This is a genomic window from Pseudomonas salmasensis, assembly GCF_014268375.2.
Lineage (GTDB): Bacteria > Pseudomonadota > Gammaproteobacteria > Pseudomonadales > Pseudomonadaceae > Aquipseudomonas > Aquipseudomonas salmasensis.
This window is the reverse complement of sequence record NZ_CP077083.1, coordinates 466,651-490,933: the sequence shown is the minus strand read 5'-3', so window position 1 is coordinate 490,933 and position 24,283 is coordinate 466,651. Positions and strand designations below refer to the sequence as shown.

At 60.3% G+C, this 24,283-nt stretch carries 21 protein-coding genes and 1 pseudogene; 8 read left to right on the top strand and 14 right to left on the bottom strand.

Annotated elements, in window-relative coordinates:
- The first annotated feature begins 45 nt into the window (after nucleotides 1-45).
- From HU731_RS01990 to HU731_RS01980, 3 genes are all read left to right on the top strand, one after another.
- Nucleotides 46-969: a DMT family transporter gene (locus HU731_RS01990; RefSeq protein WP_186607599.1), complete on the top strand. Its 924-nt coding sequence runs from the start codon at nucleotides 46-48 to the stop codon at nucleotides 967-969.
- Nucleotides 970-1,215: 246 nt separating this feature from the next.
- Complete coding sequence (gene hppD, locus HU731_RS01985) at nucleotides 1,216-2,292, top strand: 4-hydroxyphenylpyruvate dioxygenase (protein ID WP_186607600.1); 1,077 nt, start codon at nucleotides 1,216-1,218, stop codon at nucleotides 2,290-2,292.
- A gap of 293 nt (nucleotides 2,293-2,585) precedes the next feature.
- Nucleotides 2,586-3,806, top strand: a complete 1,221-nt coding sequence (locus tag HU731_RS01980) for a dermonecrotic toxin domain-containing protein (RefSeq protein WP_186607601.1) — start codon at nucleotides 2,586-2,588, stop codon at nucleotides 3,804-3,806.
- Between the two features lie 69 nt (nucleotides 3,807-3,875).
- On the opposite strand, the gene rarD is transcribed toward HU731_RS01980, so the two are convergent.
- From rarD to HU731_RS01965, 3 genes are all read right to left on the bottom strand, one after another.
- Nucleotides 3,876-4,757: an EamA family transporter RarD gene (gene rarD / locus HU731_RS01975; protein ID WP_186607602.1), complete on the bottom strand. Its 882-nt coding sequence runs from the start codon at nucleotides 4,755-4,757 to the stop codon at nucleotides 3,876-3,878.
- A 36-nt stretch (nucleotides 4,758-4,793) separates the two neighbouring features.
- Nucleotides 4,794-5,804, bottom strand: a complete 1,011-nt coding sequence (locus HU731_RS01970; RefSeq protein ID WP_186607603.1) for an aldo/keto reductase — start codon at nucleotides 5,802-5,804, stop codon at nucleotides 4,794-4,796.
- Nucleotides 5,805-5,885: 81 nt separating this feature from the next.
- The gene (locus HU731_RS01965) at nucleotides 5,886-6,788 is read right to left on the bottom strand and encodes a LysR family transcriptional regulator (RefSeq protein ID WP_186607604.1); all 903 of its coding nucleotides are present in this window, start codon (nucleotides 6,786-6,788) and stop codon (nucleotides 5,886-5,888) included.
- A 101-nt stretch (nucleotides 6,789-6,889) separates the two neighbouring features.
- Between HU731_RS01965 and HU731_RS01960 the strand changes: the two genes are divergently transcribed.
- Nucleotides 6,890-7,594, top strand: coding sequence for an SDR family oxidoreductase (locus tag HU731_RS01960; RefSeq protein ID WP_186607605.1), 705 nt, complete (start codon nucleotides 6,890-6,892; stop codon nucleotides 7,592-7,594).
- A 22-nt stretch (nucleotides 7,595-7,616) separates the two neighbouring features.
- On the opposite strand, the gene HU731_RS01955 is transcribed toward HU731_RS01960, so the two are convergent.
- Both HU731_RS01955 and HU731_RS01950 read right to left on the bottom strand, forming a co-directional pair.
- Nucleotides 7,617-8,483 carry a hypothetical protein gene (locus tag HU731_RS01955; RefSeq protein ID WP_186607606.1) on the bottom strand — a complete coding sequence of 289 codons (867 nt, stop codon included), beginning with the start codon at nucleotides 8,481-8,483 and terminating at the stop codon, nucleotides 7,617-7,619.
- A gap of 189 nt (nucleotides 8,484-8,672) precedes the next feature.
- Entirely contained in the window at nucleotides 8,673-9,983 is a 1,311-nt protein-coding gene (locus HU731_RS01950; protein WP_186607607.1) for an MFS transporter, read from the bottom strand.
- Between the two features lie 157 nt (nucleotides 9,984-10,140).
- Between HU731_RS01950 and HU731_RS01945 the strand changes: the two genes are divergently transcribed.
- From HU731_RS01945 to HU731_RS01940, 3 genes and pseudogenes are all read left to right on the top strand, one after another.
- On the top strand, nucleotides 10,141-11,241 hold the full coding sequence (locus HU731_RS01945) for a sugar diacid recognition domain-containing protein (protein ID WP_186607608.1): 1,101 nt from the start codon (nucleotides 10,141-10,143) through the stop codon (nucleotides 11,239-11,241).
- Between the two features lie 8 nt (nucleotides 11,242-11,249).
- Nucleotides 11,250-11,348, top strand: a pseudogene (locus HU731_RS28215) (outer membrane lipoprotein carrier protein LolA); the annotation flags it as partial.
- Between the two features lie 98 nt (nucleotides 11,349-11,446).
- Nucleotides 11,447-12,586, top strand: a complete 1,140-nt coding sequence (locus HU731_RS01940) for a glycerate kinase (protein ID WP_186607609.1) — start codon at nucleotides 11,447-11,449, stop codon at nucleotides 12,584-12,586.
- Here HU731_RS01940 and HU731_RS01935 read toward each other — a convergent pair.
- From HU731_RS01935 to HU731_RS01920, 4 genes are all read right to left on the bottom strand, one after another.
- The gene (locus HU731_RS01935) at nucleotides 12,576-13,688 is read right to left on the bottom strand and encodes a histone deacetylase-like amidohydrolase (RefSeq protein WP_186607610.1); all 1,113 of its coding nucleotides are present in this window, start codon (nucleotides 13,686-13,688) and stop codon (nucleotides 12,576-12,578) included. The genes HU731_RS01940 and HU731_RS01935 overlap by 11 nt on opposite strands.
- Nucleotides 13,685-14,839 carry an MFS transporter gene (locus tag HU731_RS01930; protein ID WP_186607611.1) on the bottom strand — a complete coding sequence of 385 codons (1,155 nt, stop codon included), beginning with the start codon at nucleotides 14,837-14,839 and terminating at the stop codon, nucleotides 13,685-13,687. The genes HU731_RS01935 and HU731_RS01930 overlap by 4 nt, the downstream gene beginning before the upstream one ends.
- A gap of 21 nt (nucleotides 14,840-14,860) precedes the next feature.
- Nucleotides 14,861-15,733: a transporter gene (locus HU731_RS01925; protein ID WP_186607612.1), complete on the bottom strand. Its 873-nt coding sequence runs from the start codon at nucleotides 15,731-15,733 to the stop codon at nucleotides 14,861-14,863.
- A 97-nt stretch (nucleotides 15,734-15,830) separates the two neighbouring features.
- Nucleotides 15,831-16,802: a helix-turn-helix transcriptional regulator gene (locus HU731_RS01920; protein WP_186607613.1), complete on the bottom strand. Its 972-nt coding sequence runs from the start codon at nucleotides 16,800-16,802 to the stop codon at nucleotides 15,831-15,833.
- A 227-nt stretch (nucleotides 16,803-17,029) separates the two neighbouring features.
- Here HU731_RS01920 and HU731_RS01915 point away from each other — a divergent pair, with 227 nt between their 5' ends.
- Nucleotides 17,030-17,542 (top strand): GNAT family N-acetyltransferase, encoded by a 513-nt coding sequence (locus HU731_RS01915; RefSeq protein WP_186607614.1) that lies wholly within the window; start codon nucleotides 17,030-17,032, stop codon nucleotides 17,540-17,542.
- Between the two features lie 105 nt (nucleotides 17,543-17,647).
- Here the strand turns inward: HU731_RS01915 and HU731_RS01910 are convergent, their stop codons facing one another.
- The 5 genes from HU731_RS01910 to HU731_RS01890 all read right to left on the bottom strand — a co-directional run bounded on the left by HU731_RS01910 (nucleotide 17,648) and on the right by HU731_RS01890 (nucleotide 24,036).
- Nucleotides 17,648-18,799, bottom strand: coding sequence for an acyl-CoA dehydrogenase family protein (locus tag HU731_RS01910; protein WP_186607615.1), 1,152 nt, complete (start codon nucleotides 18,797-18,799; stop codon nucleotides 17,648-17,650).
- 3 nt (nucleotides 18,800-18,802) lie between these two features.
- A complete protein-coding gene (locus HU731_RS01905; protein WP_186607616.1) occupies nucleotides 18,803-19,906 on the bottom strand; it encodes an enoyl-CoA hydratase/isomerase family protein in 1,104 nt (367 codons plus the stop codon).
- A gap of 116 nt (nucleotides 19,907-20,022) precedes the next feature.
- Complete coding sequence (locus tag HU731_RS01900) at nucleotides 20,023-20,898, bottom strand: alpha/beta hydrolase (RefSeq protein WP_186607617.1); 876 nt, start codon at nucleotides 20,896-20,898, stop codon at nucleotides 20,023-20,025.
- Entirely contained in the window at nucleotides 20,883-22,496 is a 1,614-nt protein-coding gene (locus HU731_RS01895; protein ID WP_186607618.1) for a cytochrome P450, read from the bottom strand. Before HU731_RS01895 ends, HU731_RS01900 begins: the two co-directional genes overlap by 16 nt.
- 1 nt (nucleotide 22,497) lies before the next feature.
- The gene (locus tag HU731_RS01890; RefSeq protein WP_186607619.1) at nucleotides 22,498-24,036 is read right to left on the bottom strand and encodes an acyl-CoA dehydrogenase family protein; all 1,539 of its coding nucleotides are present in this window, start codon (nucleotides 24,034-24,036) and stop codon (nucleotides 22,498-22,500) included.
- Nucleotides 24,037-24,283: the final 247 nt, after the last annotated feature.

Sequence of the window (24,283 nt, the reverse complement as noted above, 5' to 3'; positions counted from 1 at the left end):
TAGCCAAAGAATACCCCCATTCTTTCCTCACCCGAGCACCCCCTTATGCGTCATATCGCCGATGGCCTCACTTATCTGAAGCTTGCCGCTGTCACCATGATCTGGGGCGGCACCTTTGTCGCCGGGCGCTATTTGGCTGACCAGGTCCATCCGTTGCTGGCCGCCACCCTGCGTTTCGCCTTGGCCAGCGTTGCATTGCTGCTGTTCATGGCCCTATCGCGTACGCCCTTGGTCCGCCCGAGCACGCGGCAATGGGGCCAATTGGCGGTGTTGGGGTTCTTCGGGATTTTCTTTTACAACTTGTGCTTCTTTTATGGGCTGCAATACATCAATGCGTCACGCGCCTCGTTGATTGTCGCGCTGAACCCAGCGGTGATCGGCCTGGCGTCCTGGTGGTTGTTCAAGGAGCGCCTGGGCCGCATCCAATGTGTCGGCATCGCGTTCTGCCTGGCAGGCGCGGCGACTGTCATCATCAGTCGCAACCCCCAGGCCTTGCAGGGCGCGACCATGACCTGGGCCGGCGACCTGCTGATCCTCGGTTGCGTGGCGGGGTGGGGCGTTTACACGCTGTTCTCCCGTGGGCTCAATCAGAGCTTGGGGCCATTGCAGACTGTGACCTGGTCGGTGTTGCTGGGCACGCTGATGCTAAGCGCTGCGGCGCTGGTTTCACCCAACGTGACCGTCGCAGCGCTGCGCGCCATTGATCTGCCGCAACTGCTCAGCCTGATGTACCTGGGCGTGATGGGCTCGGCGCTGGCGTATATCGGCTATTACGATGGCATTCGTCGCATAGGCGCCACACGCGCCGGGGTGTTCATCGCCCTCAACCCGTTGACGGCGGTGATTTGCGGCGCGGTGCTACTGGACGAACCGCTGACGATGCCCATGTTGCTGGGCGGCGTCGTCATCCTGCTGGGCATCTACCTGTGCAACAAACCCCTTGCACAGGGCAGGGCAATGGGGATTTGATAAGAGTACGGACAAATCTGGTTACGCTGTGTAGAATCAGTTTACGCATACAAGAATATGGACTTGCGCTCACGCAAGCCTCGGCCGTCAGAGACTGATGACACCATGAAGCTACTTGGCTCCCCCCTCATCTTTGGTGACTTCCTCGCCCGCAGCGTGCGAGGCCTTTCTTGTGCGCCACCCTCCAGCCTCATCCTTGCTCGCAACTAATCAATTGCTACCTACAAGAATGATGAGGCACCGAACATGACCGACCACCATGCAAACCCAATGGGCCTGATGGGCTTTGAATTCATCGAATTTGCATCGCCCACCCCAGGCACCCTGGAGCCGATCTTCGAGATCATGGGCTTCACCAAAGTGGCCACCCACCGTTCCAAGAACGTGCACCTGTATCGCCAGGGCGAGATCAACCTGATCCTCAACAACGAGCCCGACAGCCTCGCTTCCTATTTCGCGGCCGAGCATGGCCCGTCGGTGTGCGGCATGGCGTTTCGCGTCAAGGACTCGCAGCAGGCTTACAAACGTGCCCTGGAACTGGGCGCCCAGCCGATCCACATCGACACCGGCCCGATGGAATTGAACCTGCCGGCGATCAAATGCATTGGCGGTTCGCCGTTGTACTTGATCGACCGTTTCGGCGAAGGCAACTCGATCTATGACATCGACTTTGTCTACCTTGAAGGCGTTGACCGCCATCCGGTAGGTGCTGGCCTGAAGGTCATCGACCACCTGACCCACAACGTCTATCGCGGGCGCATGATCTATTGGGCCAATTTCTACGAGAAACTGTTCAACTTTCGTGAAGCGCGTTATTTCGATATCAAGGGCGAGTACACCGGCCTGACCTCCAAGGCCATGAGCGCGCCGGACGGCCAGATCCGTATCCCGTTGAACGAAGAATCGTCCAAGGGCGCCGGGCAGATCGAAGAGTTCCTGATGCAGTTCAACGGCGAGGGCATCCAGCACGTAGCGTTCCTCACCGATGACCTGGTCAAGACCTGGGATGCATTGAAGAAGATTGGCATGCGTTTCATGACCGCGCCGCCAGACACTTACTATGAAATGCTCGAAGGCCGCTTGCCGAACCACGGCGAGCCCGTGGACCAGTTGCAATCGCGCGGCATCCTGCTGGACGGTTCGTCGGTTGCCGGTGACAAGCGCCTGCTGCTGCAGATCTTCTCGGAAACCCTGATGGGCCCGGTGTTCTTCGAATTCATCCAGCGTAAAGGCGACGATGGGTTTGGCGAGGGCAACTTCAAGGCGCTGTTCGAGTCGATCGAGCGCGACCAGGTGCGTCGTGGTGTACTGACCGCCGATTAAGCGACTGGCTAAAGCAAGAAAGCCCGGCTTTTACCGTACTGTTTGTAGGACCGAGCTTGCTCGCGAAAAACGTCAACGATAACGCGGGCATCCTGAATGAACGCGGCGCCTGTGAGTTTTTCGCGAGCAAGCTCGCTCCTACAAGGATTATGGTTTTTACCGGGCTTTTTTGTGCCTGATGCATCGTGTTGCAAATAACTTGCGCTTTATTGGGAACGGATGTTTCTTGGAATATCACTCAGAGGGTAGGACGCAGACAAAAGCTTGCGTGCCCACTATGAAGAGGCCCTCTTGTGAATGTGAATTCTCCCACCCTTCAACGCCCGATTGGCCCATCTGTGTCAACGGAACAGGCAGGGCCAGTACGCAATGTCCGTTCAACCGGTCGTGTAGACCCGGTCGATCAGGCGCGTAAAAAGTTTCTCGATGACGGTGAAACCGAATACTTGGGCGGCACACTCACCGCCGGGGGGCATCAGTTGACGAAGGCGGCAGTGAAGCCTGACAAACCCGGCGCGCCATGCGTAAGCGTTTCGACTTTTGCCGTCGATGGCGTCCAATCCAAAGACATGATGGTAATCAAACGTGTGCCCGCCACGGCCGAAGGCCCTAACTTCATCGTGTATATGCCGGAAGATGAAGTGACGTCGTTTCATGAGTTCAACACCGTTGGAGAGCTAACTGAATGGGTTAAGGCTGTAGCCAACGACCCTGCCGAGCTGAACCGATTTGCGCGGCACTTTTCTCATTCTGAAGCACCCAAGCAGGAGGAACGGGTCAGGACACGACTAAGCCAGTTTGGCTCAGAAAAAGACTCCAGCGTGGTGGTGGGAAGTTTTGGTCGAGAGCGAGGCGATATTTTCGAGCGTTTGAACAAGGACGTGACCGTCCCGCCAGTTGAGGTCAATGGCCTATCCAACGTTAAGCTCCACGAACTCCATCCCGATGGCAGAGCGACCTATATAGGCACCCGGGAAGACGGAAAAGCGGTCATCTTCGATTACGACGCGTATGGGAATTTCCGTGGTGGCAGTCAGGACGGTTACTACTTCGTCAGAAACGGGCTGAACAATAAGGACCCGCTTGGTGAGCCCATTACATTCGCTGAGTTCACCGAACAGAAAGTAGCAGCCCAAGCCTATAGTAAAACGGGGCCTAATGATCTGAGCGACTTTTGGGATTATCTCGTCAAGCAGCTCAGAAATCCCGGTGACGGTCTTGGGACTGCATTGCAGCAGTTCGGAGTGCCTGACGACGTGGCGGCGTCCATCGAAGAGGTACTGAAAAACCCCGTAAAGGGCACGCTGCTTGAGTTGAACCGCGATAATCGGCTCGGTAAGGTATTTGGCGTCAGCCAGGAAGTGATGGATGCCCATTTGGAGAAACTTGGCGATGAAGCCCAGAGTAATATTCCCCAGTACGGCAAGTGGCGGGATAGGTTGAACACAGTGGCTGACGTCATCGAAAGGAAGGTGGGCACCCCAGAAGAGTCGACACCCGAAGTGAAGGCCTGAATCTATCTTCGCTGTCACACAGCGGGGTACGGATACCCCCGCAGTACCCGTTCACTCCCAGCTTTCAATTCAAGCCCGGCGCTGACGCACCAAATGCTTGAACCCCTCATACACCAGCACCATTACCGCCAACCAGATCGGGATGTAAGTCAGCCATTGCGCGCCCTGGATACCTTCGCCCAACAGCAACGCCACGCCCAGCAGCAATACCGGCTCCACATAGCTCAGCAGCCCGAACAGGCTGAACGCCAGCAAACGACTGGCAATGATATAGCTCACCAGCGCCGAGGCACTGATAAGGCCCAGCATGGGAATCAATGCATAGAGCTTTGGATGCCCATCCAGTACGGCAAAGCCTTGTTCGCCGCTTTGTACAAACCACCAGGCCACCGGCAGCATCAACGCCATGTCCAGCCACAGCCCACCCAGATGATCGGTGCTCAGGTATTTACGCACTACGAAGTACACCGGATAGCCGATGATCACCACCAGTGTTGCCCAGGAAAAACCACCGGCTTGCCACAACTCGTTCAACACACCCAGCGCGGCAAACACCACGGCGATCTGTTGCAGGCGTGACAGGCGCTCGCCGTAGACCAGGCGCCCGGTGAGCACCATGGTCAACGGCAGCAGGAAATACCCCACGGATACATCCAGGCTGCGCCCATTGAGCGGTGCCCACATGAACAACCACAGCTGCACGCCGAGCAAGGCCGACGACACCAGCACACCGCCAATCAGCCGTGGCCTGGCCGCCAGCATGCGCAGCAGCTCCCAGACCCTGCGCCACTCACCGCTGACGAGCATGAACACCGTCATGCACGGCACGGTGAGCAACATGCGCCAGCCGAAAATCTCCAGGCCACTCAGGGGCGTAAGCAGTGATGTGAAGTAATACATCACGGCAAACAACACCGAGGCCAAGACCGATAACACAACACCTTTAGACACGCTGTCCTCGCGAAAGCCAATTATTGCGCGGGTAGTCTACAGGCGTGCCAATCGACCGGATACAAAATGCCCGACATCGTTGAACCCCGGCGAGGACGAATGCCCCGGCGTGACCAACGAATCAATGAACGCCTCGTCTTCAGCGCTTATCTTCACCGCCAGCGCACCGGTGTAGGCATCCCACTGCGCCTCGGTCCGTGGCCCTACAATTGCCGAGCTCACCGCCGCATTGTTCAGCACCCAGGCAATTGCGAACTCGACGATCCCCACGCCACGCCCTTGGGTGTATTGCTGGATCTGCTGGGCAATGCGAAGTGATTCAACTCGCCACTCGGTTTCCAGGATGCGCTTGTCCTGGCGCGCGGCACGGCTGCCGGGTTCAGGCGTGACGTCCGGTGCGTACTTGCCACTGAGCACCCCTCGGGCCAGCGGGCTGTAAGGCACCACGCCCAGCCCATAAGCCGCTGCAGCGGTGATCTGCTCGACCTCGGCCTGACGGTTGACGATGTTGTACAACGGCTGGCTGATGATGGGTTTATCGACGCCCAGGCGTTCAGCCACGCGAATCACTTCGGCGATGCGCCAACCCCGGTAATTGGACAGGCCCCAGTAGCGGACCTTGCCCTGGCGGATCAGGTCACCGATGGCGGACACGGTGACCTCCAACGGCGTGTCGTGGTCTTCGCGGTGCAGGTAGTAGATGTCCAGGTAGTCGGTATCCAGGCGTGCCAGGCTGGCGTCCAGCGCGTTGAACAGACGCTTGCGGCTCAAACCGCTGCGGTTGGGCACGCCATCGGCAGGGCCGAAGCCGACCTTGGAGGCCACCACCCAATCCTGGCGGTTGCGCGCAATCGCCTCGCCGACGATCTCCTCGGAGCGCCCGCCTGTGTACACGTCAGCGGTGTCGATGAAATTGATGCCCTGGTCCCAGGCCTTGTCGATGATGCGCAGCGAATCTTCGGTGCTGGTCTGTTCGCCAAACATCATGGTGCCGAGGGTCAGAGCGCTGACCTTTAACCCGGACTGGCCCAATGTGCGGTAAATCATGCAAAGCTCCTCATGGCACGCAAATGTAAGTGATGCAATACCAGACCCGAGCGCTCTGGAACAAGCCCTGGGCGCATTTCTTCATGTGCGTAGCAAAGTCACGCAGCGGGCCTGTAAAAATCGATGCAGCACCTTCACGCGTTCCGACACTTGCAGGCGGTGCGGGCACATCAGGTTGAACGGAGCGGGTTCGCCTTGCCAGTCGGGTAGCAGGGGTACCAACCGCCCAGCCTGGATATCACGGGCCACATCCAGGTTGGCCTTATAGGCAATGCCATGCCCCGCCAACGCCCAGCGGCGGACAATCTCGCCGTCGTCGCTGAGATAGTCACCGCTCACCTCAACCTCTTGAAGCAACGGCCCCTGGCGGAAATACCAGGTGCTATTGGCCTGGCCCCGGCGCATATAGCGCAGCGTGCTGTGGTGGGCCAAGTCTTGGGGCTTAAGCGGTGTGCCGTGGCGCGCCAGGTACTCAGGGCTGGCGCAGGCAATGCGATGGTGATCGGTTACTACCGGCAGCGCCACCAAGCTGGAGTCCCTCGGCACGCCAAAGCGCAAGGCAATGTCGACGGTGTCGCGAAACAAGTCGGCATTGCTGTCGTTGAGCAACAGTTGCAAGCGGATATCAGGGTGCTCCAGCTTGAACTCGTCCAGCCAACCCAGCAGCACATTGCGGCCAAAATCCGAGGGCGCGGCCAACTGCAATAAACCGCTGAGACTCTGGCCTTGTTGCTTGATGGCGTGCTCACCTTCCGACAACGCCTCCAGCGCCACCCGCACGCTGTCCAGGTAACGCCGGCCTTCTTCAGTCAGGCGCATGCTACGCGTGGAGCGCGCGAGCAGGCGGATGCCGAGGCGGGTTTCAAGGCGCTTGAGCGCAATACTGGCCGCTGCTGGCGTGAGGCCCAGGCCACGGGCGGCGGCCGTGAGGCTGCCGGTGTCGGCACTGCGCACGAAGACTTCAAGGTCGAGAATCGAGCTCATTGATAAAAATCCTTTAAAGATCTTGTCGTTTTACCCGGATTTTTAATCGATTACCAAGCTGGGAAGATGAACGCTCACTTTCTGACCCAGGTAGTTTTCTCATGACCTCTTCTCTGAGCGGTAAAACCGTCATTGTTATTGGCGGCAGCAGCGGTATTGGCGCGGCAGTGGCCCAGGCAGCCTTGGCACGGGGCGCGCAGGTGGTCGTGGCTGGGCGCCGCTTGGCATCAAGTTCCGCCAACGGCCTGCGCAGCGAGCCGGTGGACGTCACTGACAGCGCCTCCTTGCAGCGACTGTTCGAGACCGTGGGGCGGTTTGACCATCTGGTCTACACCTCGGGGCCTTCGGTGCAGGCCAAGCCCTTGAGTGAAACCAACCTGGATGAAGCTCAGGACAACTTCGATGTGAAGCTCTGGGGCTCACTACGGGCCATTCAACACGCGCTGCGCTTTTTGCACGAACAGGGCAGTATCACCCTGACCTCGGGCCAACTGGGGCGTAAATTGGCGGCCGGACAGTTCATCAAGACCGGCATTAACGCCGCGACCGAGGCGCTGGGCAAGCAACTGGCAAAGGAACTGGCGCCGCGTCGGGTCAATGTGATCAGCCCGGGGGTGATCGACACACCGGCCTACGCAGGGCTTGGCGAAGAGCAGCGCTTGGCGATGTTTGCCAAGGCGGGCGGGGCGTTGCCGGTTGGGCGGGTGGGGCAGGCGCAAGAAGTGGCGGCGGGGTATGTGCTGGCTATGGAGAACCGCTTTATGACTGGCAGCATCATTGACATTGACGGTGGGGGGCAAGTGTAAGGCACCCCACCGGTGAACCGATTCACTCGGCTCTGGTGAGCCGAAACGTCCCCTCGGCTGTAAACACAGGCCCGTCATTTCGTCGAAAGGAACAGGAAAACTCACCAGAGGCATGGTCGTCGGTGACTTCTTCGTTGAGTGTTAGCGTACCTGCATGGGCTGTCACCGTCCCGTACATGTCAAGTCGTTGAAACTGAATCCAGACGTTGTTGCTATCGGCTAAATCATGGGTCAGGCCTTTCTCGTCCTTCCTGATCACGATGGCAAAAATATTTCGAGTCAGCGGCAGGTCTTTGTCGTAATGGTCGCCAATAAATATTCGGCGATCTGGGCGGTGGCCGTCGAAATCTGAGCTATCAATTCTGAGTTCAGTTGCGACAAATTTCGAACCCGGTAGTGGCCCTCCCTGGAAGTCCACGCTCAACTCGCCCGTTGCTGGGTATTGAGAGGTCAAGGCAATGGAAAGACCTGTCAGGTCTGCCTTGCCATTAGTAAGCTTCAACTGGCTGCTTCCAAATGCTGCTGTACACGAGAACGATGCTGTTATATGCGTACCGTCGAAAGTCACTTCCACTGATCCTTCAAATGCGACATAAGTTTGGTTGCCCTGATTTTCACGGGTCCAAAAGTGAAGCCTGGCTGTGTTGTTTCCAAACTGGTAACTCTTTGGGGTTCCGTCCGTGGGTAGATCAGCCGGAAGATACACATCACAAGCCTCAAAGTCCTCGGGCTTATTGGATAAACGGCGCAGTCCCACCAAATGCCATTCATCGTTCCACTCACGTTCCAGCCGCATTTCGCTGGGGTCGCCTTCAAAATCGATGTCTTGGGCACCTCGGACTGTGACTACAAAGGTTCCCGTTGTGCCTCTTACTGTTTCGCGGCTCATATCAATGCTCCTCTGAGGTGAGTGTGGAATTGCCACACCAGAAGCGTAATGAACCTTAGAGAAGCTGAATACTGTCAAATATGACAGGCTTAAACGATGGTGTTTTTATTCCGAACTTTGTGCTTTTGGTCACCACGAATGGCGCCCTTGAGGCTTACCTCTGCTTCAAAGACGCTTATCGCTACAGCGTTATGCTTTAAGCGTACGCGTCATCCGCAACGCCAACACGCTCCCGCCCACGATCACCGCCGCCAGCAGGTACAACGCCACGTCCGTAGACCCGGTGGCATCTTTCACGAAGCCGACGATATACGGGCTGAGAAACCCCGCCATCTGCCCCATGGAGTTGATCAACGCCAAGCCACCTGCCGCCGCACCCGCACTGAGCATCGCGGTGGGCACCGGCCAGAACATCGGCAGGCCGGTGAGGGCGCCCATGGTGGCGATGGTCAGGCCGAGAATAGCGATGGCCGGCGTGGTGGCGAAGTTCACCGCAATGACCAGGCCGAGGGCGCCCATCAACATCGGCACCACCAGATGCCAGCGGCGTTCCTTGCGCAAGTCGGCGGAGCGGCCCACCAGCAGCATGAACACTGCCGCCAACAGATACGGAATCGCGCTGAGCCAGCCAATTACCAGGTTGTCGTTGAAGCCCAGGTTCTTGATGATCGACGGCAGCCAGAAGTTGATCGCATACACGCCACTCTGGATGCAGAAGTAGATCAGGCCGAACGCCCAGATCGCCGGGTTCTTGAACACGTCGGCCAGGGAGTCGCTGGTGGCTTTGGGTTTGTTCGCCAGGTCCGTGGCCTGGTCGGCTTCCAGCACTGCACGCTCATGGGGCTTGAGCCACTTGGCGTTGGCGAAGCTGTCACTGAGCAGGAAATAGGCGAGGGCGCCGAGGATTACGGTCGGGATGCCTTGCAGCAGGAACATCCACTGCCAGCCGGCCAAGCCACCTTGGCCGGCGGCGAAGTGATTGAGAATCCAGCCGGAAAACGGGCTGCCGAGCAAGCCGGACACCGGAATGGCCGACATGAACAGCGCCATGATTCGCCCACGGCGGAAGGTCGGGAACCACTGCGAAAGGTACAACACCACGCCGGGGAAGAAGCCGGCTTCAGCGGCACCCGTAAACAAGCGCAAGGTGTAGAAATGCGTAGGCGTGGTCACAAACAGCAGGCATGTGGAGAGCGTGCCCCACGCGATCATCATCAACGCGATCCAGCGCCGCGGGCCGAAGCGTGTCAGCGCCAGGTTACTCGGCACGCCGCACAGCACGTAGCCGATAAAGAAAATCCCGGCCCCCAGGCCGTACACGGTTTCACTGAATTTCAACGCATCGAGCATCTGCAGCTTGGCAAAGCCAACGTTTACCCGGTCGAGGTAATTAAACAGGTAGCAGATAAAGATGAAGGGGATCAGGCGCAGGGTGATGCGCTTGTAGATGGCGTTTTTATCGTCATCGCTGGCCAGTGCGGCAGTGGCGCTCTGTGACATGGGATTCTCTCTTTATTATGATTTTTTGCGGTGCGAGGGTAACGTTGACCGCCCTGACAGTCTCGGTGACGTGATGGGCCACTGTCTTTGTGCTGGCGCACAGCCAAGCCGCCTTTGCGCTGTGCCGGTGAACAACCCTTTTTAGGAAATTAACCCCATGTTCGAGCTGGATCATGCCCTGGCGCAGGAGATTGTCGATCGCACCATGGCGATCCTGCCCCATAACGTCAATGTCATGGACAGCCAGGGCTTGATCCTGGGCAGCGGCGAGCCGGAGCGTATCAACACTCGCCATGAAGGTGCGCAACTGGTGCTGGCCAATGGGCGTGTGGTGGAAATCGACGGCCAGACCGCCAAACATCTCAAGGGCGTGCAGCCGGGCATCAACCTGCCGCTGCTGCATGATCAACGCCTGATCGGCGTGCTGGGTATCACCGGTGAGCCGGATGGGTTGCGCACCTATGCCGAACTGGTGCGCATGACCGCTGAAATGTTGGTCAGCCAGCGTCATCAGCAAGCCGAGCAACAATGGCGACGCCAGCGCTGCGATGATCTGCTGGCCCTGCTGTTGGCCGACAGCGGCGACTCTCCGCGCCTGGTGGACGAAGCCCAGCAACTGGGGCTCAAGCCACAACTGGCGCGCACACCCTACCTGTTTGAACTGGGCCCCGGCCAATCGGCTGAGACGCTGAGCGCCTGGCTCGCCAGCCGTTACCCGGACAGTTGGTGCGTCAGTTCTGCGCAATTTTCCTTGCTGTGGTGCCGACCCGCTGCGGTGCAGGTCGACAACCCCCGCTTGCTGGAAAAACTCGACGGCCTGGGCTGGAACATCCTGCGCGTGGCCGTCGGCGGGCAAGCGGAAGGTTTGGCGGGGCTGCGCCGCTGTTACCGAAGGGTAGGGGATCTGCTTGCCTATGGCCGCGATATCCTGCCGCAATCACGCCTGTTGACCCTCAACCGTTACCGCCTGCCGGTGATGCTGTGGCGTCATCGCAACGACGATGCCCTGGACGAGCTGCTCAACCCGTTGCGCAAGGTGTTGGCCAAGGACAGCAACGGGCAACTGCTTGCCACGTTGCGCAGTTGGTGCGAACACGATGGGCAAAGCCAGGCGTGTGCCGACGCCTTGGGCATCCACCGCAACAGCCTGCGCTACCGCATGGAACGCATAGCCGAACTCAGCGGCGTAGACCCGCTGACGCTCGATGGGATGCTTGCCTTGTACCTGGGCGTCCAACTACTACCCCACCCCCTGTAGGAGCGAGCTTGCTCGCGAAGGTGGTTAACGATAACGCGGGGCACCTGATTCACCGCGGCGCGCTCCGGTTTTTCGCGAGCAAGCTCGCTCCTACAACGAGTATTGTCGGAATGAACAACAAACCCGCCCCACACTTGTGCATCGGCCCCGCGTCATTGCCCCAGCCAACTGGCAGCATGGGCGTTATAAAAACCGGAGAAAGCCCATGAAAATCGTGATCGCCCCCGACTCGTTCAAAGACAGCCTGAGTGCCGCAGGCGTCGCCCAGGCGATTGCCGATGGCTGGGCCCAGGTCTGGCCGGATGCGCACGCGCTTCAATGCCCGATGGCCGATGGCGGTGAAGGCACGGTGGATGCGGTGCTCGCTGCGTGTAAGGGTGAACTGCGCAGGCAAGCGGTCCGAGGCCCACTGGGCGACAGCGTTGAAGCGCGTTGGGGCTGGCTGGCCGACAGCCATACGGCGATGATCGAGATGGCCGAGGCCAGCGGCTTGCAACTTGTCGCGCCGGGGCAGCGCGACGCATGTTCAAGTACCACCTACGGCACCGGCGAGTTGATCCGCGCCGCGCTGGATGCCGGGGCGCAGCGCATTATCCTGGCGATTGGCGGCAGTGCCACCAACGATGGCGGGGCAGGGGCGATGCAGGCCCTTGGCGTGCAGCTACTGGATAGCGAACGCCAGTCACTGCCGTCGGGTGGGTTGGCATTGGCACGCCTGGCCCATATCAGTCTTGAACAACTGGACCCGCGCCTGGCACAGGTGCGTTTTGAAATCGCCGCCGACGTCAACAATCCGCTGTGCGGCCCTCACGGTGCGTCTTCAATTTTTGGCCCGCAAAAAGGCGCGAGCCCCGAGCAAGTGGCACAACTGGATGCTGCCCTTGACCACTTCGCCGACCATTGCGCCCAGGTGCTGCCCAAAGATGTGCGCGACGAACCCGGCAGCGGCGCCGCCGGTGGCCTGGGCTTTGCCGCCAAGGCGTTCCTCGGTGCACAGTTTCGTCCGGGGGTTGAGGTGGTCGCTGAATTGGTTGGCCTGGATGAAGCGGTGCGCGGCGCCGATCTGGTGATTACCGGCGAAGGCCGCTTCGACGCCCAGACGCTGCGGGGCAAAACTCCGTTCGGCGTGGCGCGCATTGCCCAGCGGCATGGCGTGCCGGTGATAGTGGTCGCGGGCACCTTGGGCGACGGCTACGAGCAGATGTACGCCCACGGTGTGGATGCAGCGTTCGCCTTGCCGTCGGGGCCGATGTCTCTGGAGCAAGCCTGTCACGAGGCGCCGCGCCTGTTGCGTGAGCGGGCCTCGGACATTGCGCGGGTATGGCGTCTGGCAGCTACTCGCTGACCCCGCGCGCCAGCCGCTCCACCCACTGCTCTTGAAACCCCTGCAGCGCCGCACCGGGTTGCTGCAATTGCACAAACTCAAGCATCGGGTCTTGCACCGCTGTGCGCACGCCGCTCAATTCCTCCAGGGTCGCCAAGCCGCAGAACGGCACATAGGCTTCGCTGTAGCCGCCTTCGTGCACCAGCACCAGGCGGCCCTGACATAAGCGATCGGCTGCCAGACGCAGCGCGCGGGTCATTAACCGGAACGATTCGCTGTGCAGCAACATGCGCGCCAGTGGGTCGACGGCGTTGGCGTCATAACCGCAAGCAACGATGATCAACTCCGGTTCGAAGCGCTCCAGCGCGGGCACCACGATACGCTCCATGGCCTGTAGGTAGGTGGCGTGACCACTGCCTGGCGGCAACGGGATATTGATGTTGGCGCCCAGGCCTACACCCCGGCCGCGATCCTGCTCGCCGCTGTAACCGGGCGGGTAGCAGCCGTCCTGATGCAGGGAAATCGTCAACACATCGGCGCGTTCTTCGAAGATCGACTGCGTGCCGTTGCCGTGGTGCACATCCCAGTCGATCACGGCGACCTTGCCCAGCCCGTTGCAGGCCTTGGCAGCCTCGATGGCAATGGCGATGTTGGCGAGAAAGCAAAAGCCCATGGCGCTGTCTGCCAGGCAATGATGCCCCGGTGGCCGCGACAGCGAATAGGCGTTGTACGCCTGGCCCTTGAGCACCGCGTCGACGGCGGCCAGGGTCAGTCCGGCGGACAGCTGCGCAATCTCGTAGCTGCCCGGCCCTATCGGCGCCTGGGGACCAAGCTCACCGCCGCCGGCATCGCTCAATGCCTTGAAACGCTGCAGGTAAGCACGGCTGTGGACGCGCAGCAGGTCCTCTTCACTGGCGGGCGGCGCGCTATGCAGGTGCAGGTGGCGGCTCAGTCCGGAGACATCCAACAAGCTTTTCAAGCGGCGCTTGGTCTCCGGTGATTCGGCATGCCCGCTGCCGGCCGGCGGCTGCACCCAGCCGCCCACGGGCAGGGTCAGCGCATGCGCGCCGGCGCTGTGCCACAGGCTCATTTCGTCGAAGAAAAATGCGGTGGTTGGGTTCATACCGGTTCCAGTTCAGTGGGGGAGTGGGGACGGCTGGCGACGATCATCACCAGCGACAGCAAGGTGATAGCGGCAGCACCGAGCAACAGCAGGCTGAACCCGCCGCTGGCTTCGATCAGGCGGCCGGCGAGCGCTGGGCCGATGGCCAGCCCCCCGCCGATGACCAGGTTGGAGGCGTTCATCAGCTTGCCGCTGTGATCGAGGTCGGCCAGGCAGGCCAGGATCAGCGGCAGGATGAAGGTCCAGGTAAATTTGAATAGCAGCGCGGCCAGGGCGAATCGCAGCAAGGCGGGCTGGCCGACCAGCAAGAGCACCGCAGCCGCCATCAGCGTGTAACCCAGCAACAACAGCACTCCACGCGGCAGGCGAGCGCCGATCAGTGAGGCGCTCGCGGCGCCGGCAATGCCCATCACGGTGGCGATGGCGAGGATTTCACCGCTGTGCTGCGCAGAAATCCCGGCACTGGCACCCAGGGCACCGATAAAGGTCCACACGCCACCGAGGCTGATGTAAAAGGCCAGGACCGCGCCAACCCCCAGGGCGGCTTTCCAGCGTGAGCCGGGCAATACCGGGTCGCGGTTGGCCGGCAACGCTGGGCTACCGGCGGGAAAAGCCCGCGCCAATGGCAGCAGCAGGGTCATCAACCCCGCCAGGATCAGGTAACAGGCATTCAAGCCAAATCGTTCGAACAAGCCAGGCAGCGCCACCAGGCCGAGGGCCCCGACGACCAACTGCCCCATCACCCACAAGCCATACACCCGGCTGGGGTTGGCGGTGGTGGCGGCACTGGCCAGGCAGAGGATCATCAACGAGCCGCCGGCCAGGGCGCTGGCACCGCGCAACACCAGTAGCACGGCGTAGGTGTCGGCGAGCATCGACAGCAGGTTGGCGGCAATGAACAACAGCGCGGCGACCCGGGCGGCGGTGCGCCAGTCAACCCGTTTGAGCCACCACCAGGCGGGTAATGTCGCCAGGCTCATGGCGCCCAGCTCCACGGAAAACAAGTCGCCAATACGCGCCGGGCTCAGTTGCCACTGGCTGGCCAACTGCGCGGCCACGGCGGGAGCGGTCATCAGGATAGTCGGAGTGATGGCGGCAAACAGCACGATCGCCGCCAGCCGTGCCGTTATTGCAGAGGTGGAAATGGGCATTTTCAAGCTCCAGGAAAGGGGTCAGAACACATGCACCAGGCGCAATAACGCCTCGGTGCCGGCATAGCCATTGGAAGCCGCAACGTTTTGCGAAAGGCTGACCATCAGTTGGTTTTGCCGGTCGAGCCAATGCCCGAGTTCGAAGCCGACTTGCGTATAGCGTTTGTGGGTGTCGTCGAGGCGGCGGTTGTTGAGGCGCAGCGCGCCACCGTCGGCCTGGATCAGGCGCAGTGCGCCGTAAGTGGCGGCGCTGAAGTCATACGAGGCGAAGGCCTGCAGGCGATACAGCGGGGCTTGCTTGAGTTCGCTGCCAAAGTAATCGTCATTGCGACCATAAAGCTGGGCTTCCAGGTTGGCTTCCAGCACCCATTTCTCGCCGATGCCGTGGGTGTAGTTGTAGACAAAGGTGGCGCCCCAGCGATTGGCACCGGGGGACACGTCCGGGTTTTGACTGTGGTACTCACCCACCGGCACGGTGATCAGGCTCAATAGGCCGCTGTAAGTGCGCGAGGTTGGGTCGTTGACGAAAAACAGCGTACCGCCCACCTGTGGGTCGCCCAGGCCGCGCTCGCGGCTGCGTTGGCTGGCGCCCGGCAGGCGGGCGCTGATGTCGGCAAAGGGCAGGATGAATTGCGGCGTGCACAAGGTGCCGCAGGCGTCGGTGAAATACACCTGGCGGTAAGCCACGGCGTTGACCCGCAGGTCGGCCTTGCCCGTGCTGTCGGCGGGGCCATGGAAATCACCGGCGCGGGTGGCGGGCAGGTACAACACACCCAGGTTGGTACCCGGTGGGGCGGCGAAAAAGTCGCGAGCATTGAGGTCGGCCGCCTGGCTGTCGAGGCTGAGCAGGGTTGCGCACAGCACTGTCAGGTTACGTAAGCATGTGGAAGTCATGAAGAAGCGTCTCGTGTGAGAAGGCCGAAAAAAGGGCAACAGCAGCCCGTGACCGTTAAAAAACGACCGTGGTAAACCGTGGGAGAAACGGGCAGGGTCAGTCGGGCGGGGCGTGCACCAGGTGCGCTATGCGCGCCTTGTCCTTGACGCCGAGCTTGGTGTAGATGGCGCGAATATGGTGGCGCACGGTATTGGGTGAGAGGCCAAGGTCGCGGGCCACTTCCTTGTAGGTCTTGCCCTCGCCAAACCCTTGGGCCACGTCGTTTTCCCGTGGGCTGAGCTGGGGCAGGGCGCGGTTGACGCGCGCGGCCAGCAGCAATTGGTCGCCCACGGGGGACACCTGGATATGGATGTGCTTGCCGTCATGCCCGCGCTCATCCAGGGGCACTGGCAGGGTGGGGCCACACCATTGCGGCCATTCGGTGAGCAGCAGGTCGACAAACCCGCGCTCGGCGCATTGCAATACTCCCCGTGGGTCGCACACCGCCAGGGCGAGATTGCGCGGGCTGGTCAGGGTTTCACGCATGGCCACTAAGGTGCGGATCTGGTTCGCCGAGACCGCCGCCACCAGGTGCAGCATCAGGTTATTGAGCAACTGGCAATCCTGCGCGTTGAACGTGGGCGCGGTGGGTTGGCGGTAGAGCGTGAGGTGGTGGCTGAGATGGGTTTGCGCGTCGATATGGATCACACACAGCAATTCACCCAGGCCGTGGCGTTGCCCCAGCCAGTTCAAGGCGCTGCCGTTGGCGGGGTCGCGCATATCGATGATCACCGCCTCGCCGGGCGAGGCATGCACCCGGGCAACGGTCACGTCCAGATGGCGGATCGACTGCCAGTCCGCCAGATAGTCGGGGGGCAACTGGTGGAGGTAGCTGTTGTGTTCGTGCGGCACCCCATTGATGACCGCCGAGCGCCCCCACCAGGCACTGTCGAAGGCCAGCAATTGGTTGAGGCGCGCCAGGGCATGGTGTTGAAAGTGTTCGATGTCCTGGTGTTGGGCCAGGCGTTGCAGGTCCAGGGTCAGGGTGCTGAAAGCCTGCAACAGGCTCGCGGGATCAAGGCGATTCATGGGTGTTCCTCTGTGGGACTTTTTTTGTTGTTCTCGTCACAGGGTGAAGGCCAAAGCGTCGGGTTGACGGGGCAGGGCCTGGGCTGAGTATCGGCGCTGCGCGCAGGGATCGCCATCGTTCAGATGCAGGATGGTGCTGGTTGGCCGGTGGGAAAACTCCGGCTCGTCAGATGGGCGACTTAGCCTCTACACTGGCCGGCCACCTGTCTTTCAAAGGATGAAAAGCAATGCACGTGCCTGAACCGTCTATCGTGATCCAGCGTTTTACCGAGGCCCACCTGGAGGGCGTCGCCGCGCTCTACAACGAACCGGCTGTGTGCCGTCAGGTGCTGCAAATGCCTTTTCAGTCGGTTGAGATGTGGCGCAAGCGCCTGGTGATGGATAACGAGCGGCGCCTGCAACTGGTGGCGTTGCAGGGCGCTGAGGTGATTGGCCAATTGGGGCTTGAGCAGTACCTGCGCGTACGCCAGAGCCACGTTGGCTCATTGGGTATGGGCATCGCGCCTGCCTGGCAGGGCAAGGGCGTCGGTTCGCGGCTGTTGGCGGCCGCGCTGGAGGTGGCCGACAACTGGATGAACTTGCGCCGTGTAGAACTGACGGTCTACGCCGACAACGAAGCTGCGCACAACCTGTACCGCAAGTTCGGCTTCGAGGTGGAAGGGCGGCTGCGCGACTACGCCCTGCGTGATGGCGTGTTTGTCGATACCCTGAGCATGGCACGCCTGCGCACGTCGGCTTGATCCAGTAAACATAGGTATCGACACAACTTCGGCGCAACTGCGCTGATGTGCCGAGGTACCTGCCTCGCAGGCGAGCCAGCTTCCCCGGTTTTTTTGTCATGTCAGTTAGAGTTGGTAGTTTTTCAACTCCCTGGCAATCACCATCCGCTGTATCTCGCTGGTGCCTTCATAAATCTGCGTGATCCGTGCATCCCGGTAGTAGCGCTCTACCGGGTAATCCTCCAGGTACCCATACCCACCATGGATCTGCATTGCCTTGGAGCAGACCCGCTCGGCCATTTCCGAGGCAAACAGCTTGGCCTGGGAGGCTTCAGACAGGCATGGCTTGCCGGCGGTACGCAGGCGCGCGGCGTGAAGGATCAGCAAACGTGCAGCGTTGAGCTGGGTCTGCATGTCGGCCAGCAGGTTGGCCACGCTCTGGTGTTCGATGATCGCCTTGTCGAACTGCACCCGATCACGGGCGTAGGCCAGCGCAGCTTCAAACGCGGCGCGGGCAATGCCCAGGGCCTGGGCGGCAATACCGATGCGTCCGCCTTCCAGGTTGGAGAGGGCGATGGCCAGGCCCTTGCCACGCTCCCCCAGCAGGTTGGCTTCAGGAACCTTGCAGTGGTTGAGGGTGACGGCGCAGGTGTCTGACGCACGAATGCCCATCTTGTGCTCGGTGCGATCCACCACAAAACCTGGGGTATCGGTCGGCACCAGGAACGCCGAAATGCCTTTCTTGCCCAGTTCCGGGTCGGTCACGGCGAACACAATGGCCAACTTGGCGCGCTTGCCGTTGCTGACAAACTGCTTGGCGCCATTGATGACCCATTGGCCGTCACGCAACTCGGCACGGGTGCGCAGGTTATGGGCTTCGGAACCCGCCTGAGGTTCGGTCAGGCAGAAGCAACCGATGGCCTGGCCGCTGGCGAGTTCGGCCAGCCAGGTGTGTTTCTGTTCGGTTGTGCCGTAGTTGAGGATAGGCCCGCAACCCACTGAATTATGGATACTCATCAACGCGCCCGTCGCAGCGTCACCGGCGGATATTTCCTCCACGGCCAGGGCGTAGGCGACGTAATCGACGTAGGTGCCACCCCATTCTTCCGGGACGACCATACCCAGCAGGCCCAGCTCGCCCATTTTCGCCACCAGGGCGTCGTCGATCCAGCCGGCCTTTTCCCAAGCCTGGGCATGGGGGGCGATTTCGCCACGGGCAAAATCGCGCGCCATGTCGCGGATCATCACTTGTTCTTCAGTGTATTCAAGATCTTGCATGGCTTATTTCCCAATCTGCACGAAGTCGCGGAAGAAGCTCTCGACATGGCTGGCATCCAGAGCATGGAGGGTGGGAGGGTTCCACTGCGGGGTTTTATCCTTGTCGATGATCAGCGCGCGAACCCCTTCGATCAGGTCGCCGCGTTCGAACCATTGGCGGTCCAGATGCAGCTCGAGGGCAAAGCACTGCTCCAACGGCAAGTGGCGGCCACGGCGCAGCATCTGCAGGGTCACGGCCATGGCCAAGGGCGAGCGGGTCTGCATGAGGTTGGCGGTGGTCAGCGCCCAGTCGTTGCTATCGGCTACGGTGACTTGTTGCAGTTGCTCGACGATGCTGGGCACGTCCGGCAACCCGAAGAAATGGTCAATGGCCGGGCGCAAGGCCGCCAGCGGGGCGTCGGCCAATTGCTGTACGGCGAGCTTGGCGAGTGCGCCTTGCAAGTCCTTGAGCGGCGAGTCGTGCCATTGCAGGCCGTCGAGTTTCTGGTCCAGCTCAACCAGCTTGGCGCTGTCGATGTACCAGTCTGCCAACCCGCAGTACAAGGCATCCGCCGCACGGATCTGTACGCCGGTCACCCCTAGGTAAGTGCCCAGTTCGCCAGGAATACGCGAGAGGAAATAGCTGCCGCCCACATCCGGGAAGTACCCGATGGCCACTTCCGGCATCGCCAGGCGGCTGCGGTCGGTGACCACCCGCAGGTCTGCGCCTTGCACCAGGCCCATGCCACCGCCGAGGACAAAGCCGTCCATCAGTGCCAGTACGGGTTTACGGTAGTGGTGGATGGCCAGGTCGAGGGCATATTCCTCGACGAAGAAGTCCTGGTGCAGGGTGTCGCCTTGCTTGAAGCTGTCGTACAGCGAACGGATGTCGCCGCCGGCGCAAAAGGCCTTCTCACCGGCGCCGCGCAGTACCACGGCGTAGACCTCGGGGTCGTCGGCCCAGGCCTGCAAGTGCGCGGTTAACTGGCGGACCATGTCCAGGGTGATGGCGTTCAAGCCGGCGGGGCGGTTGAGGGTGAGGTGGCCGATATGGTTACGCACCTGTGCCAGAACAGCGTCCTGCTGGGTCTCGGCGTGGCTTGCTTGGGATGAAACCTGAGCAGTCATCTCTAACTCCCTGCTTTTATTGTCTTTATCAAGATGTTCGCGGGTGAACTCTCTTGTGATCGTACCAGTGCAAATTTGCCCCGTACAACCCGGAATCGTGCAGGTCGTTGTTGCATTTATGCAGTGCCGTGCGTGCCTGGGTCGAGGGCAAAGTGCTCAATCAGGGCTTGTGCGCAAAGGCGTATGGCTTTTTGTGCCGAGTGGTGTTTGCCGGGGTAATTGATAAATCCGTGCTGCATTCCCCTAAATACAGTGTGCCGCACTCGTACACCGGCCTTTTTCAACTGCCGTGCATAGGCCCGGCCCTCATCGCGCAGTAAATCGCAGTCGGCACTCAGAATCAGCGCCTCGGGCAAACCGTGCAAAGACGCATGGCGTGCGGGCGAGAGCCAGGGATGGGCGAGCGATTGCCCTGCGTTTACATACTGCGCGAGATACCAGTCCAGTATTTCTGCGGTGAGGCCAAAGCCAGTGGCGAACTGAATTCGTGAACGATTGCGCGCCAGGCAATCGAGCACGGGGTACAACAGCATTTGAAAACCGATGTAGGGCCCGCAACGATCACGGGCAATCTGGCAGATTACCGCAGCCAGGCCACCACCGGACCCACCCCCCGCTACCGCCAGCCGAGTGCTGTCCAGGCCCAGGCTACAGCCCTGGGTCGCGGCCCATTCGGTAACGGCGTAACAATCTTGCACCGCAGCTGGGAAGCGATATTCCGGTGGCCGGGCGTAATCGACAGCAACCACCGCACACCGCGCCCATTCGCACATGATCCGGCAGAAGCTATCGTGGGTATCCAGATCGCCCGCAACCCATCCGCCGCCGTGAAAATACAACAGCACCGGGGCCGGCAAGGCCGCTGGTTGCCGATATAGACGTATGCGGACCCTGCGCTCAGGCCCCTCAATCCAGTGGTCCTGCACATCCATCACCACTGCGTCACGTACCGCTGTGCGCGCCCCTTCGGGAGTCATCAGAGGCCGGTCCATGCTTGCGCCTCTATTTCGATGAGATAGGCAGGCGCGATCAATTGATTGACGCCCAGTAACATAGTGGTCGGCGGACAATGGCTGAAGAACTCCTGGTGAGCCTTGGCGATTTGCGGCCACCAGGCAACATCGGTGGTGTACATGCGCGTAGCGACTACTAGGGTTCTGTCCACTCCCAGTTGCTTGAGCGCGGCTTCGATGATCTCCAGGCAACGCCGGGTCTGGCGGTACACATCCCCTGGCGCATAGGGGTTGCCTTGCTCATCGAATGCCACCGTGCCACTGGTGACAACCAGGTTGCCTGCACGGAGTGCTCGACAATACCCGCCATTCTTCTCCCATGGCGCCGCAGAAAAGCAGCGGGTGATACCGCTGTCCATAGGTTCCAGCGCGACGTGGATATGACTTAGCCCACGAAATTGCAAACTATTGGTGCGCCATGTCGGCGGTTTCCCATCTATCAGTCGCAGGTGCGCAAAACGCTGCAATAGACGACCGAACACAATCTTTGCTTCCAGCTTGAAGAGCAATGTGCCCATACAGAAGTGCGGGCCACGACCAAATGCCAGATGGTCGTGTTTCTTACGATGGATGTCGAAGCGTTCGGGGTCGGTGAAATGGCGTGGGTCGCGATTGGCCGCCGCTCGGATCAAGTACACCAGATCACCTTTGCGCATCGTCTGACCGTGCAACGTGACGTCCTCGGTGACGACGCGATGGCTCAGTTGCCCCGCCGGGCAGATGCGCAGTGACTCTTCGATGGCGTTCGGGATCAGGTTCGGGTCGGTTTTCAGCTCTGCCAGCGCCTGTGGATGGGTGAGCAGATAAAACAAAATGATGCCCAGTTGGTCGGCGCTGGTCGTTGTAGCCGCCACCACGATAAAGGCCAGTTGAGCCAGCACATCGTCCTTGCTCATGCCGGCTTCGTCACCGGCAGCAATCACTTGGCTGATCAGATCGTCACCCGGTGACTGGCGGCGGTCCTCTACCAACCGGGCGAAGTGTGCGTACATTTCCTCCATGGCTTGCAACGCTTCTCGAGGCCCGAATGCCGGGTCGGTGCTACCCACCATGAATACGATGATCGCATCCGTCCAGCGCCGCACTTTCAGCGCGTCCTTTGCGGCAATGCCGAAAATGTGCGCGAGGATCAGCGCAGGAATCTTGTTGAACAGTTCGCTCATCAACTCTGGCTGCGGGCTTAGTTGTTCCAGAAGGTCATCCACAATCAGTTGAATATCGCCCGCCAACGCGTCGATGGATCGCGGCGTAAACGCCTTGCCCAACACTTTGCGGCCTGCCTCGTGCGCCTTGCCGTCCTGGGAGTACATCCAGCGTGCGGCCTTCTCGATGAAGGGTTCCAGTGCGGCTCGCTCGTGCGCGGGCACTTGGGCATTTACCAGTTCACGCATTCGATTGGAGGAGTAACGCTGGGCGTCGGATTGCGCGCTGGCGACATCGTCAAACCGGGTCATCAACCAGGCTTTGTAGTGGGGCGACCAGTACAACGGGTGGTGATGGCGCAGATAAGCGAATGCTGGGTAGGGGTCACCGATGGTTGTCGGGTCGCAAAAGTCCGGTAGCGATTGCAGAGCCATGTCATTGCTCCTCGTAGAGTGTGCGGGTGAACTGCTGGATGTAATCAGGGCAATCGATCAGTGCGCTGACCAGGATTTGCGGTGGTTTGAGCAACATGGCCAGCGCTTCGATCTGCTGTGGTCTGACATCCAGCCCGGCCCTTGCTGGTTTACGGACACCCCAGGGATAAAGGTAGTCAGCGAACTCGCCGATCAGGTCCTCCACCGTCGCGGGCGTAAGCAGCTTTGCGTCTTCGACTTCTTGAATCACCAGGTCCAACGCCCTGGCGTACACAACGCCCAACGCCTGCCCGTGGGTAAACCCGGCAGGTGGGAGGCATTCCCCGATGATTTTCGCTTCGACGCGCTGGCCGATAGTGTTGGGAGGGCTGTCGACGAACCGAGGCCGTGCAAGGGCATCTTTAATGACTTGATAGGCCATGACTGAACTGTCGCCGGCAAAGGTATTGGCAATCTCGCAGTCCATGCGTTGAGTAACAACCTGGTTGTAATGATGAAAACCTTGGGAGCCACACAGCTCGCGAGAGCGTGCCATCACCTCCAGCCCTTGCCAGGCGCCCACTGCTTTGCAAACGGCTGCCAGCACATGGAGTTCCTTGCGCCTGGCCTCGTGTGCCCACTCAGCCTCGAAGCGTTTGCGCACTGCCTGCTCCAGGTATTTGAGCGCAAGCGCCTTGAGCTGTACGGCATACAGACGTTGACGAAACAAGGGCTGGCTCAATAGCGTCACTTGGCCGCCAGGCGCATGAAGCAGGCGGTGCAGGGCGAAGCGATAGCTCAGGTGGGCTGTCAACCCGGCGCTATGACGGATGCCGGCCATGAACAGCAGCCGTTCCTGCAGGAAGGTCTTCAGGGCCGTGACAAAACGCTGGTGCAACGGTAAGTCGCTGACAAACGTGCCTTCGTCTGTGAAGCGGGCGTGGCGTTGCAATAGCGCATCAAGGGGCAGCCGCATCTGACAGAAGCGTATGGCCGCCACTTGGTTGGCATGAATCCCCCCCTTTGGATCACACGCCATTATCTTCACGCCATTGCGCAGTCGACCATTTTCGCGCTGGCGAATAACCACGCGGAACCAGTGGTGGCCTTGATCCTCTCCATCAACGATCAGACGGGCGAGCACCATCACCACTTGAGCGGCGCGAAAAGCGTTGCCTATCCAGCATTTACAGGCTTCGGGTGACGGGGAGTCGAGAACGAGGTCATGGGTTTGTCGGTTGTACGTCACCGTGGTGCGCACGTTGCGCACATCGGTCCCCACGGCGACTTCCGTACAGCCGAAGGCGTAGACCTTGTGCAGGTGAACCGCTTCGTCTCGATAGCGCTTTACCTGGGCGGCAGAGCCGTGGTTGAACAAGGCGTCGACGGCAATCATATGATCGACTACCGAGGAGTGGAGCGCGTAATCGAACGCCCCCAGATAGCCCATCAGCTCGCACAATGAGGCAAATTCCGATTGCCGTGGTTGCCCCAGCCATAGGTCGTTATTGATCAGCCCTGTGCCAAAAAGCGCATGCATACGCTTGATGGTCAGGTCCATATAGGTTTTCAGATGAATGTGATGACGCTGGCGCGGTTCAAACAGCGGCGAGCGTAGCAGTTGTTGAAATAGCTTATCCAAGGTGAAGCTCTCCTGTTTCGAATCAATCTTTCGAAACACTCAGGCAGGAGGGCTGGCAGGAAAAATACGAGGAGTGCATCTGGGGGAGGTACACGATGGGCGACCGCCAGTGCGACTGATTCACAGCCAGACATTCCTTGTCTTCGCTACTGGTACTGCATGGGCC

What these genes read in the sequence shown, in the direction of transcription:
- HU731_RS01950 (WP_186607607.1), bottom strand. Translation starts at nt 9,983, where the DNA reads ATGTCACAGAGCGCCACTGCCGCACTGGCCAGCGATGACGATAAAAAC.
- HU731_RS01895 (WP_186607618.1), bottom strand. Translation starts at nt 22,496, where the DNA reads ATGGCTCTGCAATCGCTACCGGACTTTTGCGACCCGACAACCATCGGT.
- HU731_RS01945 (WP_186607608.1), top strand. Translation starts at nt 10,141, where the DNA reads ATGTTCGAGCTGGATCATGCCCTGGCGCAGGAGATTGTCGATCGCACC.
- HU731_RS01955 (WP_186607606.1), bottom strand. Translation starts at nt 8,483, where the DNA reads ATGAGCCGCGAAACAGTAAGAGGCACAACGGGAACCTTTGTAGTCACA.
- HU731_RS01960 (WP_186607605.1), top strand. Translation starts at nt 6,890, where the DNA reads ATGACCTCTTCTCTGAGCGGTAAAACCGTCATTGTTATTGGCGGCAGC.
- hppD (WP_186607600.1), top strand. Translation starts at nt 1,216, where the DNA reads ATGACCGACCACCATGCAAACCCAATGGGCCTGATGGGCTTTGAATTC.
- HU731_RS01970 (WP_186607603.1), bottom strand. Translation starts at nt 5,804, where the DNA reads ATGATTTACCGCACATTGGGCCAGTCCGGGTTAAAGGTCAGCGCTCTG.
- HU731_RS01930 (WP_186607611.1), bottom strand. Translation starts at nt 14,839, where the DNA reads ATGCCCATTTCCACCTCTGCAATAACGGCACGGCTGGCGGCGATCGTG.
- HU731_RS01890 (WP_186607619.1), bottom strand. Translation starts at nt 24,036, where the DNA reads ATGGACCTGACCATCAAGCGTATGCATGCGCTTTTTGGCACAGGGCTG.
- HU731_RS01965 (WP_186607604.1), bottom strand. Translation starts at nt 6,788, where the DNA reads ATGAGCTCGATTCTCGACCTTGAAGTCTTCGTGCGCAGTGCCGACACC.
- HU731_RS01990 (WP_186607599.1), top strand. Translation starts at nt 46, where the DNA reads ATGCGTCATATCGCCGATGGCCTCACTTATCTGAAGCTTGCCGCTGTC.
- HU731_RS01940 (WP_186607609.1), top strand. Translation starts at nt 11,447, where the DNA reads ATGAAAATCGTGATCGCCCCCGACTCGTTCAAAGACAGCCTGAGTGCC.
- HU731_RS01915 (WP_186607614.1), top strand. Translation starts at nt 17,030, where the DNA reads ATGCACGTGCCTGAACCGTCTATCGTGATCCAGCGTTTTACCGAGGCC.
- HU731_RS01925 (WP_186607612.1), bottom strand. Translation starts at nt 15,733, where the DNA reads ATGACTTCCACATGCTTACGTAACCTGACAGTGCTGTGCGCAACCCTG.
- HU731_RS01910 (WP_186607615.1), bottom strand. Translation starts at nt 18,799, where the DNA reads ATGCAAGATCTTGAATACACTGAAGAACAAGTGATGATCCGCGACATG.
- HU731_RS01905 (WP_186607616.1), bottom strand. Translation starts at nt 19,906, where the DNA reads ATGACTGCTCAGGTTTCATCCCAAGCAAGCCACGCCGAGACCCAGCAG.
- HU731_RS01920 (WP_186607613.1), bottom strand. Translation starts at nt 16,802, where the DNA reads ATGAATCGCCTTGATCCCGCGAGCCTGTTGCAGGCTTTCAGCACCCTG.
- HU731_RS01935 (WP_186607610.1), bottom strand. Translation starts at nt 13,688, where the DNA reads ATGAACCCAACCACCGCATTTTTCTTCGACGAAATGAGCCTGTGGCAC.
- HU731_RS01900 (WP_186607617.1), bottom strand. Translation starts at nt 20,898, where the DNA reads ATGGACCGGCCTCTGATGACTCCCGAAGGGGCGCGCACAGCGGTACGT.